Origin of the sequence: Sorangium sp. So ce295 (assembly GCF_051527405.1) — a bacterium.
GTDB lineage: Bacteria > Myxococcota_A > Polyangia > Polyangiales > Polyangiaceae > Sorangium > Sorangium cellulosum_B.
The window spans coordinates 9666591-9684473 of record NZ_CP150324.1 but is presented as its reverse complement, the minus strand read 5'-3'; the positions used below and the strand labels follow the sequence as shown (position 1 = coordinate 9684473).

The 17883-nt window shown below is 70.3% G+C and carries 13 protein-coding genes; 6 read left to right on the top strand and 7 right to left on the bottom strand.

The features are described 5' to 3' along the window. Positions 1-8: 8 nt before the first annotated feature. The 3 genes from WMF11_RS36760 (at position 9) to WMF11_RS36750 (ending at position 2511) form a co-directional block, all read left to right on the top strand. Positions 9-548, top strand: coding sequence for an RNA polymerase sigma factor (locus tag WMF11_RS36760; protein WP_437974060.1), 540 nt, complete (start codon positions 9-11; stop codon positions 546-548). Beyond that, positions 545-1495: a hypothetical protein gene (locus tag WMF11_RS36755; RefSeq protein ID WP_437974059.1), complete on the top strand. Its 951-nt coding sequence runs from the start codon at positions 545-547 to the stop codon at positions 1493-1495. Before WMF11_RS36760 ends, WMF11_RS36755 begins: the two co-directional genes overlap by 4 nt. A 284-nt stretch (positions 1496-1779) precedes the next feature. After that, positions 1780-2511, top strand: coding sequence for a hypothetical protein (locus tag WMF11_RS36750; RefSeq protein ID WP_437974058.1), 732 nt, complete (start codon positions 1780-1782; stop codon positions 2509-2511). A 121-nt stretch (positions 2512-2632) separates the two neighbouring features. Here the strand turns inward: WMF11_RS36750 and WMF11_RS36745 are convergent, their stop codons facing one another. Then, a complete protein-coding gene (locus WMF11_RS36745; protein ID WP_437974057.1) occupies positions 2633-3568 on the bottom strand; it encodes a cupin domain-containing protein in 936 nt (311 codons plus the stop codon). A gap of 15 nt (positions 3569-3583) precedes the next feature. Between WMF11_RS36745 and WMF11_RS36740 the strand changes: the two genes are divergently transcribed. Continuing rightward, a complete protein-coding gene (locus WMF11_RS36740; protein ID WP_437903853.1) occupies positions 3584-4093 on the top strand; it encodes a DUF4267 domain-containing protein in 510 nt (169 codons plus the stop codon). A 455-nt stretch (positions 4094-4548) separates the two neighbouring features. After that, entirely contained in the window at positions 4549-6138 is a 1590-nt protein-coding gene (locus WMF11_RS36735; protein WP_437974056.1) for a hypothetical protein, read from the top strand. Between the two features lie 168 nt (positions 6139-6306). Here the strand turns inward: WMF11_RS36735 and WMF11_RS36730 are convergent, their stop codons facing one another. From WMF11_RS36730 to WMF11_RS36710, 5 genes are all read right to left on the bottom strand, one after another. Further along, entirely contained in the window at positions 6307-9282 is a 2976-nt protein-coding gene (locus WMF11_RS36730) for a glycoside hydrolase family 3 C-terminal domain-containing protein (RefSeq protein ID WP_437974055.1), read from the bottom strand. Continuing rightward, entirely contained in the window at positions 9279-11633 is a 2355-nt protein-coding gene (yicI, locus tag WMF11_RS36725; protein WP_437903850.1) for an alpha-xylosidase, read from the bottom strand. Before yicI ends, WMF11_RS36730 begins: the two co-directional genes overlap by 4 nt. Next, entirely contained in the window at positions 11630-12397 is a 768-nt protein-coding gene (locus tag WMF11_RS36720; RefSeq protein ID WP_437555552.1) for a carbohydrate ABC transporter permease, read from the bottom strand. The genes yicI and WMF11_RS36720 overlap by 4 nt, the downstream gene beginning before the upstream one ends. 116 nt (positions 12398-12513) lie before the next feature. Next, a complete protein-coding gene (locus tag WMF11_RS36715) occupies positions 12514-13410 on the bottom strand; it encodes a carbohydrate ABC transporter permease (RefSeq protein WP_437974054.1) in 897 nt (298 codons plus the stop codon). An 11-nt stretch (positions 13411-13421) separates the two neighbouring features. Beyond that, on the bottom strand, positions 13422-14699 hold the full coding sequence (locus WMF11_RS36710; RefSeq protein ID WP_437544175.1) for an ABC transporter substrate-binding protein: 1278 nt from the start codon (positions 14697-14699) through the stop codon (positions 13422-13424). A gap of 668 nt (positions 14700-15367) precedes the next feature. Between WMF11_RS36710 and WMF11_RS36705 the strand changes: the two genes are divergently transcribed. Next, entirely contained in the window at positions 15368-17227 is a 1860-nt protein-coding gene (locus WMF11_RS36705) for a DUF4215 domain-containing protein (RefSeq protein WP_437974053.1), read from the top strand. Between the two features lie 124 nt (positions 17228-17351). On the opposite strand, the gene WMF11_RS36700 is transcribed toward WMF11_RS36705, so the two are convergent. Further along, entirely contained in the window at positions 17352-17513 is a 162-nt protein-coding gene (locus WMF11_RS36700) for a hypothetical protein (RefSeq protein WP_437974052.1), read from the bottom strand. Positions 17514-17883 lie beyond the last annotated feature (370 nt).

The window sequence follows — 17883 nt, the reverse complement described above, 5'->3', positions numbered from 1 at the left end:
CTCTCGCGATGACCCTCGAGGAGATTTTCGAAGAGAACGCAGCGTACGTGTGGCGCGTGCTGCGGAGGCTCGGCGTCGGCGAGGCCGACGTCGAGGACGTCTGTCAGGAAGTCTTCCTCACGGTGCATCGGAAGCTCGACACCTTCGACGGCAGCTCGGCGCTGCGCACGTGGCTCTACGGCATCTGCCTGCGGCTCGCGTCGGAGTACCGGCGGCGGCCGCACCGGCGGCGCGAGGAGGTGGCCGCGGCCGTTCCCGAGCCGGTCATGGCGGCGCCGCAGGACGAGACGCTCGATCGCCGCCGCGCGCTCGACCGGCTCGACGCGGCGCTCGATCAGCTCGACGACGACAAGCGCGCGGTGTTCGTCCTGCACGAGATCGAGCAGGTGCCCATGGCGGAGATCGCGAAGGCGGCGGGGTGCCCGCTGCAGACGGCGTACTCGCGGCTGCGCGCGGCGCGGGCGCAGATCGAGGCGGCGATGCGCCGGTACGAGCTCGGCGCGTCGCGGGTCGGGGCCGCGCGGATCATCGAGGGGAGCAGCGTATGAGCGGCGATCCTCGCAAGCAGATGGGCTCGGAGGGCGGCTCGGACGTGCTCCGCCTGGCCCTCGAAGCGGCCCGGCGCGACGCGCCGGACAAGGCGCAGCTCGCGCGCCTCGCGGCGCGGCTGCCGCTCCACCCTCCGGGCGGACCGGGCGGCGGCAAGGACCCCGGCGGCCCCGCGGACGGCGGTGGACCGGCGACCGGCGGCGGCGCGGGCGCCCCGGCGACCGGCGGCGGCGCGAGCGCCCCCGCAACACACGCTCCGGCGGGGATCGCCGCGACGGGGGCTGTCGCACCGCCGTCGGTGCTCTCCGGCCTGGCGGTCGGCGCGGCGCTCGGCGTCGTCCTCGTCGGGGCGGTGTGGCTCATGCCGTCGCGCTCGCAGCCGCCGCCCGGCGCGCCGCTGGCGCCGCCCGGCGCGCCGCTGGCGCCGCCCGGCGCGGCGGTGGTCGCGGCCGCAGCCACGGCGGGGGCCGCGGCGGCGTCCATCGCGGGGGCGCCGGAGGTGCCCGCGGAGGCGCCCCCCGCTGCGGAACCGCCGCGCGCGCGTGCTCCGGAGCCGCCGCCCGCGCGCGCGTCCGCCGTGACGACCGGCGTGCCGCTGCCCGCGCGCGCGTCCGCAGCGACGACCGGCGCGCCGGCGGCGGGCGGCTCGGCGCAGGCGGCGCTGACCGACGCGGAGACGGAGCTCGGCCTGCTGCAGCGCGCCCAGGACGCGCTCGCGGCGCGCCCTGCGGAGGCGCTCGCGCTCGCCGACGCCCACCTCGCGCGCTTCCCGGGCGGCGCGCTCGCCCAGGAGCGCGAGGTGATCGCGGTCGGCGCCCTGAAGGCGCTCGGCCGCGGCGGCGAGGCGCTCGCGCGCGCGAACCGCTTCGTCGCGGCGCACCCGAGCTCCGCCTACCGCCGCAGGCTCGAGATCCTCGTTCCGGAGCTGAGAGGCGCGCAGCGGTGACAGCAGGCCGCGGGCTGCCGTCGCCCCGGCGAGGCCAGGGCGCTGATCGGCGGATTTCTCGAGGTCCCCCGCTCACGGCGTTGCCGCACCAGTGGCCGGTTGTAACGACTGCTCTGCTCGCGGCAAAGGCGGCTTCCTCCACGGCACCGGGATCCAGGGGGACCGCCTTGTTCAGGCCCACCGTCGTACCCGCACGAAGATCGATCAGGAGATCATAAAAACAGACGAACGGCGTCATTCACGGAGCGACAACGGGCCGCGCTGACAGGCCCGGGGAGATACGAATGCGACGCCTCGTGAACACATCCATTTCATTGTTCTTTGGGCTGATGATGCTCCAGACCTTGGGCGCCGGATGCACCGCCCTGGTGGAGGTCGGCGACGACAGCGACGACGGCGGCGGTCAAGCGGCCGGGCCCGATGATGACGCCCATGGGACCGGCAGCGGCGGCGTCGGCGGCAACTCCAGCACCGGGAGTAGCTCGTCGGTCGGGAATGGCGGCAACTCCAGCACCGGGGGCGCCTCGTCGGTCGGCGCCGGCGGTTCCGCCTCGACCGGGAGCGGCTCCGGGCCGACGGCCGGCGCGATCGCGCTCCTCAGGAGTGAGTTCCCCGAACCGTCGAACGAGTCCGGGAGCAGCTCCTCCGGCGGCGGGCCGGGGCCGGGCACTTCTCCGAACGATCTCTTCATCATCTTCGGCGTCCCGGTGAGCTCCTGCGCGGATCCAACCTCGTTCAACGGCTGCGACAACTGGGCGCTGGGCATCGCCATTCCCCCTGCGCTGCAGGTGCCCGGCATCCTTGATCTGAGCGCGCCGGAGGTGTTGTACTCGAACTACACTGTGAGCCGCAGTGACAGGGGCGACGACGGCTGCTGGTGGGGCGAAGGCTCCTTGAGGTCCGGCACGATGGAGATCGTGAGCATCGACGCCGCGGAGGTCGTGGTCCGGCTGAGCGGCACCGATACCCACGACATCGACGCCAACGGCGAATACACCGCAGCTCGATGCCCCTGACGTCCCTGGCTCCGTGACGGAGAAGAATCCTCTCGTCGAGGGTCTGGCGATCCCCGAGCGAACGAGACGTCCGCCTATTTCGATCTACATCACGAGCCGATCGACGTTCCTGTGCGGTGATTCAGCCGTGCGCGGCGCGCAGCTGCGCGCGGACAGCCGACGGCGTCGCCCCGGTCTCGCGCCGAAACGCGCGCTGAAACGCCTGCTCCGTGGCGAACCCGACCGCGTGGGCGATCTGCTGGTTCGACAGCGTCGTCTCGCGGAGCAGGCGGCGCGCGTGCTCGGTGCGCAGCGTCGCCCGGTACGCCATGGGCGGCGCGCCCGTGGCCTCGAGGAACCGCCGGGCGAGCGTGGCGCGCGAGACGCCCACCGTTCGCGCCAGGGTGTCGACGTCCCACGCGCGCGCCGGGTCGTGCACGAGCTCGGCGATCGCGCGGGCGACGACGACGTCCTGCGTGGCGCCGAGCGCGGCGAGCTTCGCGGGCTCGCGGTCGGCGAGCAGCCGCACGAGCTCGATGAGGATGAGCTCGAGCCAGCGACGGCGAGCCAGCCCCGCCCCCGGGCGCGTCTCGTGCAGCTCGCTCCGCAGGCGCGCCAGCGCGCCGGCAAACGAGGGCCGCGCCTCGATGGCCCGCGCGCCGGCGTGGATCACCGTCGGCAGGACCTGTAGCAGGGGGGCAAGCGCGTCGTGCTCGAACCGGAACACGCCGCACAGCGCGCGCGCCGTGGCGGCGCCGCGGCCGAGCACGCGCTCGCCGTCCTCCTCTCGCGAGACCTCGAGCCACCGGTCGAGGAGCACGGGCTTCGCCCTCGCGTCGCCGTGGTCGACGCGGTGCCCCACGTTCGGTCGCACCAGCGCCACGTCGCCCTGATAGAGCGAGACCGTCTCTCGCCCGGCGCGCAGCACGCAGCTCCCCTCGGTCACGTGGTGGAGCACCAGGATCGGACGCGCCGGAAGCTCGAGCGCCCAGGCCCCTCGCGCAGCGGTCCGGCAGACGAGCTCGGACGAGAGTTTCGCCAGGAAAAATCGGCTCGATAGCGGGTCATCCTGGTACATGGCGTGAGCCTAGCGATGATCCAGAGCGCTCGCAACGTGAGCGTCTGGGGCCATTCGTTGCGCGCGCCGGCCATCGCGGGCGCGTCCGCCGAGGGCTACATCCAGCCCATGAACGACGCCACCATCGCTCCCTCCGCCCCGTCCCTCCCGTCGCGCCGCCTCGGCGGCGCGGGCATCGCCACGCTGCTCACCGGCCTCACGCTGTGCTTCATCGGCGCGCGTTTCCTGGTCGTCCCCGGCACCGCGGCCGCGGCCTTCGGCGTGCCGCTCGCTGGCATCGCCGCGTACGCTGTCGCCAAGGGAGCGCGCGACCTCTCCGTCGGCGCCTTGCTCATCGCCTTCACGCTCCTTGGCGAGCGGCGCGCCGCGGCGCTCGCGCTGCTCCTCGGCTCGGTGATCCCCGTCGTCGACGGAGCCATCGTGCTCGCGTGGCGCGGCGCTCACCCGGGCTACCTCGCGATGCACTGGGGCACCGCCGTGTTCTGCATCGCGCTCGGCGTGCTGCAGCTCCGCCGCCGTGCGTGACCCTTCCAAGTGCTTGAAGGAGTCCCATCGGAGCGATGGTTGATCACAGGGAGTGAGCGCCGAAACGCGGAAGTCGTACGACGCAGCACACGTCTGCATGATCCTCGGAGTGGTCTCCGGGCTGTTCCAGGGCCTGTTTGTAAAGAATCTTTAAAAATGGAGATCTGGGCCGCGCCGAACGTTGAACATCGTTTTTGTTCAGCTACATCATCGCTCGCCTGAGGTCGCTCCTAGCACCGCCTGACGTCCCCAGGGCGGGGCCTTACGCGCCGGGCGGCGAGGGCTGCCTCCCCGGCGGTTTCCCCGCCGGGGCGTGGCGCACGAGGCCCACGCCGCACCGCCGGGCGGCTCGAATGGCTCCGCGACCACAGCTGAAGAGTGGATGAAACGCGCCGCTTTCCTGCTCGTGGCCGCTCGCCACGGCCGGGCGCTGCGCTTGCAACGGAGAAAGCTCGATGGAACGCTCGAAGATGGGGCTGCTGCTCGCGTGCGGCGTCGGAATGGCGCTGTTCGCCGGGGGGTGCTCGCAGGCAGAGGACGAGATTCCGGAGCCCCTCGATGAAGCTTCGCAATCGCTCGCCCTGGCGGATCGGCTCGCTGCGTGCGCGCAGGATCCGCGCGTGGTCGCCGGGCTCGTCTCGCAGGACATCTGCGCGGGCGCGGGTGTCTTCTTCCACGAGACGTTCGAAGGCAACGGCCGCACCTGCGGCACCTGCCACCCCGTGGCCAACAACACGACGCTCGACGTGCCGTTCATCCAGGCCCTCGATCAAACCAACCCCGATGACCCGCTCTTCGTGTTCCGGCAGGTGCCGGAGCTCGCCGAGCTCGAGACCTCGGATCTGCTGGACGACGCGGCCATCCTCGAGAACGTGGACGGCTTCGCCGATCCGACGCACCGGTTCGTCTCGCGCGGGGTGAACCACGTCCTCTCGCTCAGCACCAGCATCCGGGCGGATCCGGGGGACGGCACCACCAATCCCCCCACGGAGCGGACCGGCTGGGGCGGGGACGGCTCGAGCGACGGCACGCTGCGCGGCTTCCTCAAGGACGCGATCACCCAGCACTTTCCCAAGCGCCTCGCCCGCGAGCCGGGCGTCGATTTCCGGTTGCCGACACCGGAAGAAGAGGACGTGACCCTGGCCTTCCAGCTCAGCCTGGGCCGGCTGAACGAGCTCGATCTGGCGAGCGTTCGCCTGTTCGACGCGGAGGCGGAGGATGGCCGGCAAGCGTTCATGGACCCGAACCGCGGCCGCTGCAACTTGTGCCACCACAACGCCGGCGCGAACTTCCAGGACACTGGCAACAACCGCAACTTCGACACCGGCACGCGCACCAAGGGGTCGCCGCTCAACGGGGGCAGCTTCGGGGGCGAGTTCCTCGCGGACGGCGGCTTCGGCGGGCGAGACCTGCCGGCGCCCAACTTCGATGCCACGGGCATCGGCTTCCCCAACTCGTTCGGCAACGGCACCTTCAACCCGCCGCCCCTCATCGAGGCCGCGGACACGCCGCCCTTCTTCCACAACAACCTGCAGATCAACGACAAGGCGGCTCCGGGCCTCACCGACGCCGTCACGTTCTACGCCTCGACGCCCTTCCTCTTCTCTCCCGCCGCCCAGGAGCTCGAGCAGCGCTTCGGGACGCCGCTCAACCTGGTGCCGCTCGACGCGCTCGCCATCGCTCGCTTCCTGCGCGCGCTGAACGCCGTCTTCAACGCCGACATCGCGAAGCAACGGCTGGACGCCGCGCGGGTGCTCGTCGACCAGTTCGCGAACACGCGCGCCGACGTGCAGCAGAAGCTGATGGAGCTCGCCCGCGTGGAGATCGACGACGCCATCGAGGTGATGGCCCCGATGACGCTGTATCCCGCTGCGGCGCAGCAGCTCGACCTCGCGCGCGCCGAGATCGCCCAGGGCCTCGCGGCGAGCTCGGCGGTCGAGCGCCGCAACCGCATCGTGAACGCCACCGCGCGCGTGACGACCGCCCGGGCCCAGTTCGGTCAGAACATCACCTTCGTGCTCGGCCAGGGCAACCTGATGTACTGAGCGCGGCCGTGGCGCCGCGCCCCCGCGCCGCCACGCCCCTCCCGCCCACCGAAGAGCCCGCCACCCGTCGGGAATGACCCGGGCGTGACGTGATCCCACCCACCCTCCAGTGCGCTGGGATCAACCGGCACGGAGACGGGTATGCGGAGACCTACGTCGAAGGGCCCCTCAGTCGATCGCGAACGTCGACAGGCGGGCGGCTCCACGGAAGACGAGGTAGACGTCGTGTCGCCCGTAAGCGCCGTCGAGCTCGGCGGCCGCGGTGGCATAGGCGTACACGTCGCCCGTGCTCGGCACGACGGCGGTCCCAACCACCTTGCCGCGGACCGGATCGTCGAGCCGGATCTCGACGAGCGCGTCGCCCGCCTCGGCGCGGGCGAACCCGCCGCTGAAGTGGCTGGCACCGCTGCCCAGCTCCACATCGGAGAAGCGGAGCCAGTCGCCCGCGGTGGCGCCCACGGCATCGCCCCACTCCTTGCTCTCGTCGACCAGCTCGATGCCGGCGTAGTCGTCGAAGTCGAGCGCTCGCGTCTCGCGGGCAAGGTCGCGCGCCGGGATGCGCTCGCCGCGCACGCGCACGACCGCGCTCCGGCGGATGTCGGCCGAGGAGGAGCCGACCATCAGCTCGACGCCAGCCGCCTCGAGGACCCAGCGGCTCCGGGTCACGTCCCAGTGGGCGAGGTCGGAGGCGGCGAAAGCGAGCTCGACCGTCCGCTTCTCGCCCGGCGCGAGACGGATCCGCCGAAACGCCCGCAGCTGCTTGGCGGGCTGCGGATCGCGCGACGATGGCTGGCGGCTGTAGAGCTGAACGACCTCGTCGCCGGCCCGCAGGCTCGTGTTCGTGACGTCGACGCGCACCGAGATCGGGTCGCCGGCCTGGACCGACCGGGCGCTCAGCTGGAGGTTGTCGTACCCGAAGGTCGAATACGACAGCCCGTACCCGAACGGATAGAGCGGATCACCGTCGAAGTAGAGATAGGTCCGCCGGGCCTTGATGATGTCGTAATCGAGGACGTCCGGCAGGTCGTCCGCCGAGCGGTACCAGGTCTGGGTCAGTCGCCCGGCAGGGTTGTGGTCGCCGAAGAGGACGTCGGAGATGGCATGGCCGGTCTCCTGGCCCGCATGGGTGGTCCACAGGATGGCGGGGACGTGGAGCTTCTCCCACGGGATGGTCATCGGATAGCTGGTCTCCATCACGAGGATGGTGCGCGGATTGGCGGCGAGGACCGCCCGTACCAGGGCGGACTGCCGGTCGGCCAGGGCCATCGACGTGCGGTCGTGATCCTCCCGCCCGTTGATGAACGGCATACTGCCAACGACGACCACGGCGGCGTCGGCGCCTGTCGCCGCGCGCACGGCCTCGTCGACGCCGCTCCGGACCACGTCGACCGCGAAGTGAGCCGCGTTGGCCGCCTCGGTCGCGGTCAGGGCGAGCGCGCCGTCCTCGGCGATCGTCAGGTAGACCTCGGGGCCGGCCCAGTCGAATGCCTTCTCGTATCCGGCGTAGCGGATGACGTGCGTGCCGTCGCTCTGCGGCTCGAGGACGAACTGCTGCTGGACGAACCAGCCGTACGGCTGGGCGGCGCGGTTCGCGAAGTTGGGGCCGAAGTTGAAGCGGTCGACCACCTTGCCGTTGGCCGCGCTGCGCAACGTGACGATGCCCTGCCCCCAGTCGAACACGTCGAACTCCTCGGTGGGACCCGCGCTGGCCGCGCCGACGCGCAGGATGTCCCCGTCCTCGTCCGCGCCGGCGGTCACGTAGCGGCCGCTCGCGACGTCGCGCAGCACGATCCGGTCCACGCCCTCGCTGGAGAGGACAGTGGCGCCGCTGAGCCGCTCGCGGATGCCGTCCAGGGGCGTGACCCGGTACGGCAGCGCCCCGGAGTACCAGTCCGTGTAGAGCGTGTCCGAGAGAGGCCCGACGACCGCGATCCGCCGCGTGGCCGACGGGTCCAGCGGCAGGAGGCGACGCCTGTTCGCGAGCAGCACCATGGCCTCGTCGGCGGCCCGGCGGGCCAGCTGGCGGTGCTCCGGGCTGTCGATGACCTCGGGCCCGATGCCGGCGTAGGGACCCCCGTCCGGGTCGAAATCGCCGAGCCGGAGGCGGACGGAAAGGACGTGCTCGACGGAGGCGTCGATGTCCTCCTCGGTGAGGAGCCCTTGCGCGAGCGCCGAGCGGAGAATCTCGATGGTGCGCGCGCTGTTGGCGTCGTCGACGGTGAAGCTGTCCACTCCGGCCAGGAGCGTGGCCGCGAAGGCCTCCTCGCTCGTGGCGAAGTACTTCTGCGAGGCGCTCAAGTTGTTGGGGGCCCAGGCGTCGGACACGTTGTAGAGCGTCTTCTCCGTCCAGCTCCGCACGACCTCGCCGACATCCGGGTTGACGGTGCACGGCCTGCCGTTGACCAGGTTGTAAGATGTCATGACGCCGGTCACGGCGTCGGCGGCGATGGGTATCTTGAAGGCCAGCTCGTCATACTCGTGCTTCACGCGGGGGCGCAGATTCGACGACGTGGTGTCACGATGAATCTCGTTGTTGTTGGCGAGATAGTGCTTGATGACCGGCGCGGTCTTCAGGTAGAGCGGGTCGTCCCCTTCGAGGCCGCGCCCGTATGCGGTGGCGATCGCGCCGGAGAGGAGCGGGTCCTCGGAATAGCCCTCCTCGTTGCGCCCCCAGCGCGGGTCGCGCAGGAGGTTGACCACGGGCGCCCACACCTGCAAACCCCAGACGCGAGGGGCGAGCGCGTGATAGCCGCGAACTTCGGCTCCGACAGCCTCGCCGACCTGCCGGATGAGATCCGTGTTCCAGGTCGTCGCCAGGCCGATCGCCTGCGGGAACACCGTGCCGGTAGCCGTCACGACGGCGCCGCCGTTGTCGCGATCGGTGGACCAGGCCACTCCGTGCAGCCCCTCGGTGCCGGCCTTGAAGTCCGGAATGCCGAGCCGCGGAATGGCAGGCTGAAACTGATGCAGGAGCGAGATCTTCTCGTCGAGCGTGAGCCGGCCGAGGAGGTCGCGGACGCGGATCTCGATCCCCAGACCGGGATCCTGGAACGGCAGCATGTCACTCGCGCTCGAGTCCGAGGGGTGAAACGAAAGCGCGAGGACGAACGGAACGGAAGCAACGATTGAGCGAAATCTCTTCATCGGTCGTCTCCTTTGGGACCGGGCGCCGTGGTTGAGCCCTTCTCTTCCAGCGTGATGACCAGCTCGCCGCCGGTCGCCCTGACCAGCGCTCCCCGCGCGTGCTCCGCGCTCTCCCCGCCTTCAACGGCCGCGACGCGGCGGTTGACGAGGAGAACGTTCCAGGCACCTGGGGCTCCCGCGGCCTCCACCCGCACCACCGGGCCGTCCCGGGACGTGGTGAACGTCGTGACCGCGTCCCCGTCCGCGCCCGGGATCACGGTGGTGACGCGGGCGCCGTCCGCCGGCTCGACCACGCGCAGCGTTACACCATCCGCGTGGTCGTAATCGGGACGGTCCTCCACCGCGCCCTCGGGGATCACCGCCCCCGGCCGGACGAGCAGCGGCACGCTGTCGAACCCGTGGCGCTCGCGCACCCAGCGGCCGCCCTCGACGCGCTCCCCGGTGAGGTAGTGCGTCCAAACGCCGCGCGGCACATAGTAAGAGAGCTCCCCGTCGGCGGAGAAGACAGGCGCCACGAGCAGGTCGTCGCCCAGCATGTACTGCCGCTCGAGATGCGTGCAGGCCGGGTCGTCCGGGAACTCGACGACCATCGCGCGCATCATCGGCAGGCCCTCGCCGTACGCCTGCCGCGCGGCCCCGGCCAGGTAGGGCATCAGCCGCATCTTCAGCCGGCTGAAGCGCCGCAGGACCTCCACGGACTCCTCGTCGAACAGCCATGGCACCCGGTAGGAGCGGCTTCCGTGCAGCCGGCTGTGCGACGAGAGCAGCCCGAACGCGATCCATCGTTTGAACAGCGCCGGGTCGGGGGTGCCCTCGAATCCGCCGATGTCGTGGCTCCAGAAGCCGAATCCCGACATGCCCAGCGACAGGCCGCCCCGCAGGCTCTCCCCCATGCCCTCGAACGTCGACTCGCAGTCGCCGCCCCAGTGCACCGGGAACTGCTGCCCGCCCGCCGTGGCCGAGCGGGCGAACACGATCGCCTCGCCCTCGCCGCGCCGCTTGCGCAAGAGCTCGAACACCGTCTGGTTGTAGAGATAAGCGTAGTAGTTGTGCGCGCGGTCCGGGTCGGACCCGTCGTGGTAGACGACGTCGGTGGGGATGCGCTCGCCGAAGTCGGTCTTGAAGCAGTCCACGCCCATGTCGAGCAGCGCCTCGAGCTTGGCGGCGTACCACGCGCGGGCCTCGGGGTTGGTGAAGTCGACCACGGCCAGGCCCGGCTGCCACAGGTCCCACTGCCACACGTCGCCGCTCGGGCGCCGCAGCAGGTAGCCGCGCGCCCTGCCCTCCTCGAACAGCGGCGAGCGCTGCCCGATGTAGGGGTTGATCCAGACGCAGATGCGCAGGCCGCGCTCCCTGAGCCGGCGCAGCATCCCGGGCGGGTCGGGGAACACGCGCGGATCCCACTCGAAATCGCACCACCGGAACTCGCGCATCCAGAAGCAGTCGAAGTGGAACACGCTGAGCGGCAGGCCCCGCTCGGCCATCCCGTCGATGAACGAGGTGACGGTCGCCTCGTCGTAATCGGTGGTGAACGAGGTGGACAGCCACAGCCCGTACGACCAGCCCGGCACCCTCGCGGGCCGCCCGGTGAGCGCTGTGTACTTGCGCAGGATCTCCCTCGGCGTCGGCCCGTAGATGAGGAAGTAGCGCATCGACTGGCCCTCGACGCTGAACTGCGTCCGCGCCATCGCCTCGGAGGCCACCTCGAACGACACGCGCCCGGGATGGTCGACGAACACGCCGTAGCCCGCGTTGGTGAGGAAGAACGGCGCGTTCTTGTACGCCTGCTCGCTGGACGTGCCGCCGTCGGCGTTCCAGATGTCCACGACCTGGCCGTTCTTGACCAGCGGCCCGAACCGCTCGCCGAGCCCGTACACGAAGTGGTCCACGCCGAGGTCGAGCTGCTCCCGCACGTAGTGGCGGCCGTCGTCGGTGTCGATGATCGCCGTCGCCTTCTGCGCGCTGCCGGTGAGGCGGCGGCCCCGGGCCAGGAAGTCCAGCCTCCACCCCTCGCCGCGCCCGACCCGCACCGACAGCGCGCCGGAGGTCAGCGTGGCCGCCTCCTCGTCCAACGTCACCGCCCCGGTCGGGTCGGTGGCCAGCTCGAACGCCGGGCCGCGGGGCCGCTCGCCCGCGAAGTGCGTGATGGTGACACCGATGACGTCCGGCATCGGGGACGCGCAGGTGACGGTCACCACCGGTCCCTTGAGCAGGTCGCCGCGGTGCCGGATCCGCTGGACGGGCGCGTGCGCGACGAACGACGCCGGCCCGGCGTCGATGTCGAGGACCTCCATCGGGTAGACCGCGTGCACCCCCTTGCGCATCATCCAGTAACCGTCGCTGAACTTCATTCCTTGATCGCTCCTGCTGTGAGTCCGCGCGATAGCGTGCGCTGGAAGATGAGGAAGAAGACGATGGTCGGCAGCAGGCCGAGCAGCGCGGCGGCGCTGGACATGGTGGCGTCCATCAGCCGCTGCCCCTGCAGTACGCCGAGCGCGACCGAGACCGTCTGGTTGTCGTTGGAGATGAGGAAGACGAGGGGGATCAGGAACTCGTTCCAGGTCCAGATGAAGAAGAAGACGAGCATCACTGCCAGCGTGGGCCGCACGACCGGCACGATCACCCGCCACAGGATCTGCCACCGGCTGGCGCCGTCTATCCGCGCCGCGTCCAGCAGCGGCCGGGGGAACGCCGACATCACCGACGACAGCAGGTAGGTGCCGAACGCGCTCTGGACGACGGCGAACACGATGATCACGCTGATCCGGGTGTCGTAGAGCCCGACCTTGTTGGCCAGGTAGTACAGCGGGTAGACCAGCGACTCCTGCGGCAGCGTGTTGGCCATCAGCAGCAGGACCAGCACCCACATCCGTCCCTTGATCCGGCCGATGCCCAGCGCGTAGGCGTTCAGGACCGACAGCAGGACCGCCAGCACGGCCACCGAGCCGCTGATGAGCAGGCTGTTGAACAGCACGTGGCCGAAGCCGACGCGCTCCCAGAAGTCCTTGATCCCCTCGAGATAGAATCCCTCCGGCGGGGCGAGCGGGCCGTTGGCGGTGTACTCCTCCGGCGTCTTCAGCGCGTTGAAGACCACCACGGCGAAGGGGATCAGCATGATCCCGGCCAGCGCGGCCAGCGCCACCAGCACCGCGTAGGCCGACGGACCCCGGCGGCGCCGCCGCGGCCGGTTCCGCGCGGGTGCGCTCACCGGGCTCTCGGTCAGCGTCACGGTCACCGCTCCTCCCCCAGCTCACCGCCCTGCAGCCGCAGGAAGGCGATGGTGAGCGCGATGATGATCAGCGTCAGCACGGTGGCGATCGCGGAGCCGTAGCCGACGTCGGTCTTCTCGAAGAAATTGACGTAGGAGTAGTAGGACGGCACGCTGGTCGCGCCTCCCGGGCCGCCCCTGGTGAGCACGAAGATGTGCGGGAACGCCTTGAGCGCAGCGATCGTCGTCCACAGCAGCACCACGAAGATCTCGGGCCTGATCTGCGGGATGGTGACGTGCCAGAAGCGTTGCGCCCACGAGGCCCCGTCGAGCTCGGCCGCCTCGTACAGCGAGGGGTCCACGCGCTGCAGCCCGGACATGAAGATCACGAGGGGGAATCCGATCTGGATCCAGACCATGACCCCCATGACGCTCCACAGCGCGGTGGCGGGATCGCCGAGCCAGTCATGCGCGAGCGAGCCGAGCCCGATCGCGTCCAGCAGGACGTTCACCGCGCCGTTCTCTGGGGCGAGCAGCCAACTCCACACGATGCCCGCGATGACGATTGGCAGGACCTGCGGCAGGTAGATGCAGGCGCGCAGGGCGCTGGCGGTGCGCGGGCCGAAGTGCCGGTCGATCAGGTCGGTCAAGACGGCGGCCAGCACGAGGCCGATCATCGTCGGGAGGATCGCCATCCCGACGATGACCAGCGCGTTGTGCCGGAACGACGCCCAGAACTCGCCGTCCGTCGCCAGCTCCCGGTAGTTGTCCAGCCCTACCCACGTCGGGGTGCCGACGCCGGCCCACTCGGTGAAGCTGGTCCCGATGTTCATCAGGAACGGCGCCCCGATGACCCCGGCGAACAGCAGCAGCCCGGGGATCAGGTAGGGCAGGTAGGCGAGCCGGTCACGCCCCGTCAAGCTGCGTGTCGTCACTTGGGCAGGCCGCTGTCGTAGGATCTCTGGATTCCGCTGAGCACCGACTGCGGCGAATCGCCGTTCATGAGCTTCTGGGTATGCGAGACCCACTGATCGTAGAAGCCCGCGACCGGCCAGTCCGGGTAGTACGCCAGGCCGCTCGACTGGGCGAGGGTGTTGAAGTCGTCGTTGAGCTTCTTGGCCCTGGGCTCGGTGATGGCCGAGCTGTCGGCCGCCACCGGCACCGCGCCCGCGTTGCCGAGAATGTTCTGGATCTTCTTCTTCAACGTGATGTCGATGAAGTCGTAGGCGAGCTGCTTGTTCTTCGATCCTGCCGGTACGACCCACAGATTTCCGCCCGATCCGAGGGTCATCTTGGCGCCGGGCCACACGGAGGTACCCCAGTCGAACTTGGCCTCCTTGGACACGCGGCCGAACCACCAGCTCCCGGAGAACATCATCGGGAACTTGCCGCTCATGAACGCTACCCCGGCATCCTCGGCCTTGGCGCTGACCGAGTTCTTGGCGATGTAGCCCTTCGTCACCCAGTCGGCGAACGTGGTCGCCCCGTACGTCCATGCCGGGTCGGTGAAGTCGGCCTTGCCGGTGTAGCGCTGGAACGCGTTCACCCACGGCGGGTCGGCCTTCTCCAGCGCGAGCTGGTAGACGTACTGCTGCGCCATGTACTCGGCGCCGGCGTTCGCCAGCGGCGTGACGCCCTTGGCGACGAACGCGTCCATCGCCTTGGTGAACTCGTCGAACGTGGTCGGGACCTTGACGTCGTATTTCTTGAACAGGTCCTTGTTGTAGTAGACCTGCGTGTACTCGGCGTAGTTGGGGACCCCGTACCACTTGCCGCCGCCCATGATCCCCTTTTCGTCGTACCTGGCGACGGCCTGCACGTTCGGGCTGATCAGCTTGTCCCAGCCGCGCTTGGTGACCTCGGGCGTGAGGTCCTCGAGCAGGCCCTGCTTGGACAGCAGCCCGGCGGTCGCGTTACCCTTGTTGTACTCCATGACGTCGGGGGCGCTCTTGGAGTTCATGATCATGGGCGCGGTCTTCTGGATCTGCTCGAAGCCCTTCTCCTCGAGCTTGACCTTCACGCCCGGATGAGTGGCCTCGAACTCCTTGATGGCCTCGTTCCAGGCCACGCCCATGGCGCTCTCGGGAGCCTCGTAGTGCCAGATGCGCAGTTCCTTGCCGCCGGACTCGCCGTCGTCGCTGCGACCGCACGCGGCCAGCGTCAGGGTCCCTGCGGCGAGCAGCGCTGCGCCCGTGACTCGTGTGATCATAAATTTCCTCCGAGGTGAGAAACGGGCATCGGCCCTCCTTTTCGAAGCGCTTCGAGTGCCGAGATGATAAACGACATGTGAACGTTCACACAACAAGGAAACCCAACAAAGTGCTGGTCACGCGTTCACCTGGGAGAGTGTGGGCGACGTCGCCGCCAGGCGCACCTGGAGGCAGCGGCCATGAAGCTCGCGTCCATCATGCTCGACAGCGCATAGGGCCCCGCGCCTGGCCGCTTCACTCGGATCCCGATCCTGCTCTTGCCCAGGTATTCGCGGCAGGTTTTTCCGATACGAGGTTCCTGATCAACACCAGCTACCCCAGGAGGTCACTCCGCTGGCTGCGGAGCCCTCCGTGCCAATGTGCCTGAAACACCGACCCTCAATGCGCGTACTTTCGGAGGGCGAGTCCGGAGCGTTTGATGAAAGAAGAGCAGCCCTCTCAGCAGACGAGCCAGGCGCATTGTGCGCTCCGCGCGCGATTCTCCGTGCGATGCGCAGCCACGCCCGGATCCGGCGGCCGCGCGCACTGGCGCGCGGCGGAGGCAGGCGGCCTTCATGAAAGGGGGTTTGCCAGGCGGATCGGTTGTGCCGAAGATGGCATCACGCTGCGCCGTGGGGTGAGGCCCACGTCGCGTCACGACAGCTCTCTCTTGCGTTGGAGCAGGTGGATGAACGTACGACTCGTTGCAGGTCTTTTCGTGCTGGCGCTGTCGGCTGCCGCGGGCTGCGGAGACGATGACGGCCAGGTCGGCGCCGGCGGCAATGGCGGCTCCGGCGGCGCTGGCGGTGGCGGCGGCGTCGACGCCACGAGCACCGGAACTGGCACCGGCGGTGGCGGCGGCGCCGAGCCCACCGGCGGTGGCGGTGCTGGCGGCGCCGAGCCCACCGGCGGTGGCGGTGCTGGCGGCGCCGAGCCCACCGGCACCGGTGGCGGCGGAGGCGGCGGTGCCGAGCCAACCGGCACCGGTGGCGGCGGAGGCGGCGGTGCCGAGCCAACCGGCACCGGTGGCGGCGGCGGCGCCGAGCCCACCGGCGGAGGCGGTGCTGGCGGCGCCGAGCCCACCGGCGGAGGCGGTGCTGGCGGCGCCGAGCCCACCGGCGGAGGCGGTGCTGGCGGCGCCGAGCCAACCGGCACCGGTGGCGGCGGCGGCGCCGAGCCAACCGGCACCGGTGGCGGCGGCGGCGCCGAGCCAACCGGCACCGGTGGCGGCGGAGGCGGGCCGGCGGGCGCGCTGTACGAGGCCTGCGCGATGGACGATGAGTGCACCGGGGACATCTGCCTCTCCGAGGAGGAACTTGGATACCCGTCCGGGCTCTGCTCGGACCTGTGTGAGCCCGCGGCCGAGCCAACGCCGGGCGGAGAGTGCGACGGCGGGGTCTGTCTTGATATCTTCGATGGCGTGGGCGCGTGCCTGGCGCTCTGCAGCGCGTCGTCGGAGTGCCGCGACGGTTATGCCTGCGAGGACATCGGCGGTGGCATCCGGGCCTGCGTCCCGAGGTGCACCTCGAACGCGCAGTGCCCCTCGCTCGGCGTGTGCGACACCCTGAGCGGCGTCTGCACGCCAGGCGAGACGGACTGCGCGAACCACGAGGACGACGACGGGGACGGGTCCTACGACTGCGCGGACACCGACTGCGCCGCGACCTGCACCCCGATCGCCGAGGCCGCCTGCGCGAGCGCGACACCGATCGTCTCGACGACGATCCACGGCGACACGTCGGGGGGCACGAGCGGGCTGGGAGGGACCTGCTACCTCGGCAACACGGGGCACGGACCGGAGGAGATCCACCTGTTCACGCCGCCCGCCGGGCAGTCGGGCACGCTCGTGGTCGAGCTCGAGTCGCCGACCGAGCATAGCGTCTATGCCCGTAGCTCGTGCGCGGACATGCTCTCCGAGATCGACTGCTCCGACGAGAACTACCCCCACGATGGTTTGCCCGACGAAGAGCGGATCGAGATCCACGTGAGCGACGGCCAGACCGTGCCGATCGTCGTCGACTCCTATGAGCCGCGGGAGGCCGGTCCCTACACCCTGAACGTCAGCTTCACGCCGGTCGTCTGCGGCGACGGGGCCGTCGGCTCGGCCGAGCAATGCGACGACGGCAACACCACGAGCGGCGATGGCTGCTCCGCCACGTGCGCCTACGAGCCCGACGTGCTGTGCGAGAACGCGGTCGAGCTCGTGATCGGCGAGAACACGGGCAACACGGCGACCGGCCCCTCGGTGTTCGAGGGCAGCTGCCTCGGATGGGACGCGCCGGAGACGATCCACACGTTCACGCCGCCGAGCGACGGCACGCTCACGCTGACGCTGTCCGCCGAGACCGACCTGGGCATCTACCTGCGCGAGAGCTGCGCGGACTTCGGCTCCGAGCTCGCGTGCGTCGACGACGAAGGCCGCGGCCATGACGAGACGCTCGTGATCGATGTCACCGGCGGCGAGCCCCTGTTCGTCATCGTCGACACCTACACGTCGATCAACAGCGGCCCCTACACGCTCACCGTCGCCTTCACCCCCGCTCCCTGAGGTCGACGCTGCCGTCGCGGGCGCTCACCGTGGGACCCGATTGGCAGGAGTTCAGGCTGCCTTTCGACACTTTCCCTCTTGACCACCTGTCGGTCGCCAGCGTCGAGTTGATAGTGACGCTGTATCAGCGTAGCAACGCCGTCTCCCCGCGCGCGGCGTGACGGGGGGCGTCGACGCGGGCCCGCCGGAGCTCGAAGTGCCCCACGAGCGGCTGGTCGTCCGCCGGCCAGAGCAGGAGGGCGACCTCGAAGTGCACGCGCTCGGGCCGGAGGGGCAGCGGCTCCATGCGGCGCCCCTGCGCCCCGAGCATGGGTTTGGGCGCGTTCTGGAGGGCCAGCCAGACCCGGAAGAGCGGGTGCTGCGCGTGGTCGCGGAGCGCGACGTCGAGAAGGTGCTCCGCGGGATCCGGGAGGGTCCGCCGCGGTGGGAGATGAACGTCTCCACGAACACGCAGGGCTTCGTGGAGTGCAGCATCGAATCGGCCGAGATCCGGCGCCGGCGATCCTCTCGAGGACCGTCACGCGCTCGGCTTCGTTGGCCGCTCGCGCTCAGGCGGTCGCCTTCTTGCGCTTCCGCGCCCGGAGCGCACGGCCGCTGCGAGGAGTCTGATTCCTGAACGGCAGGGATGCGCCTTGCGAAAGTGGGGCCAGCGTTCG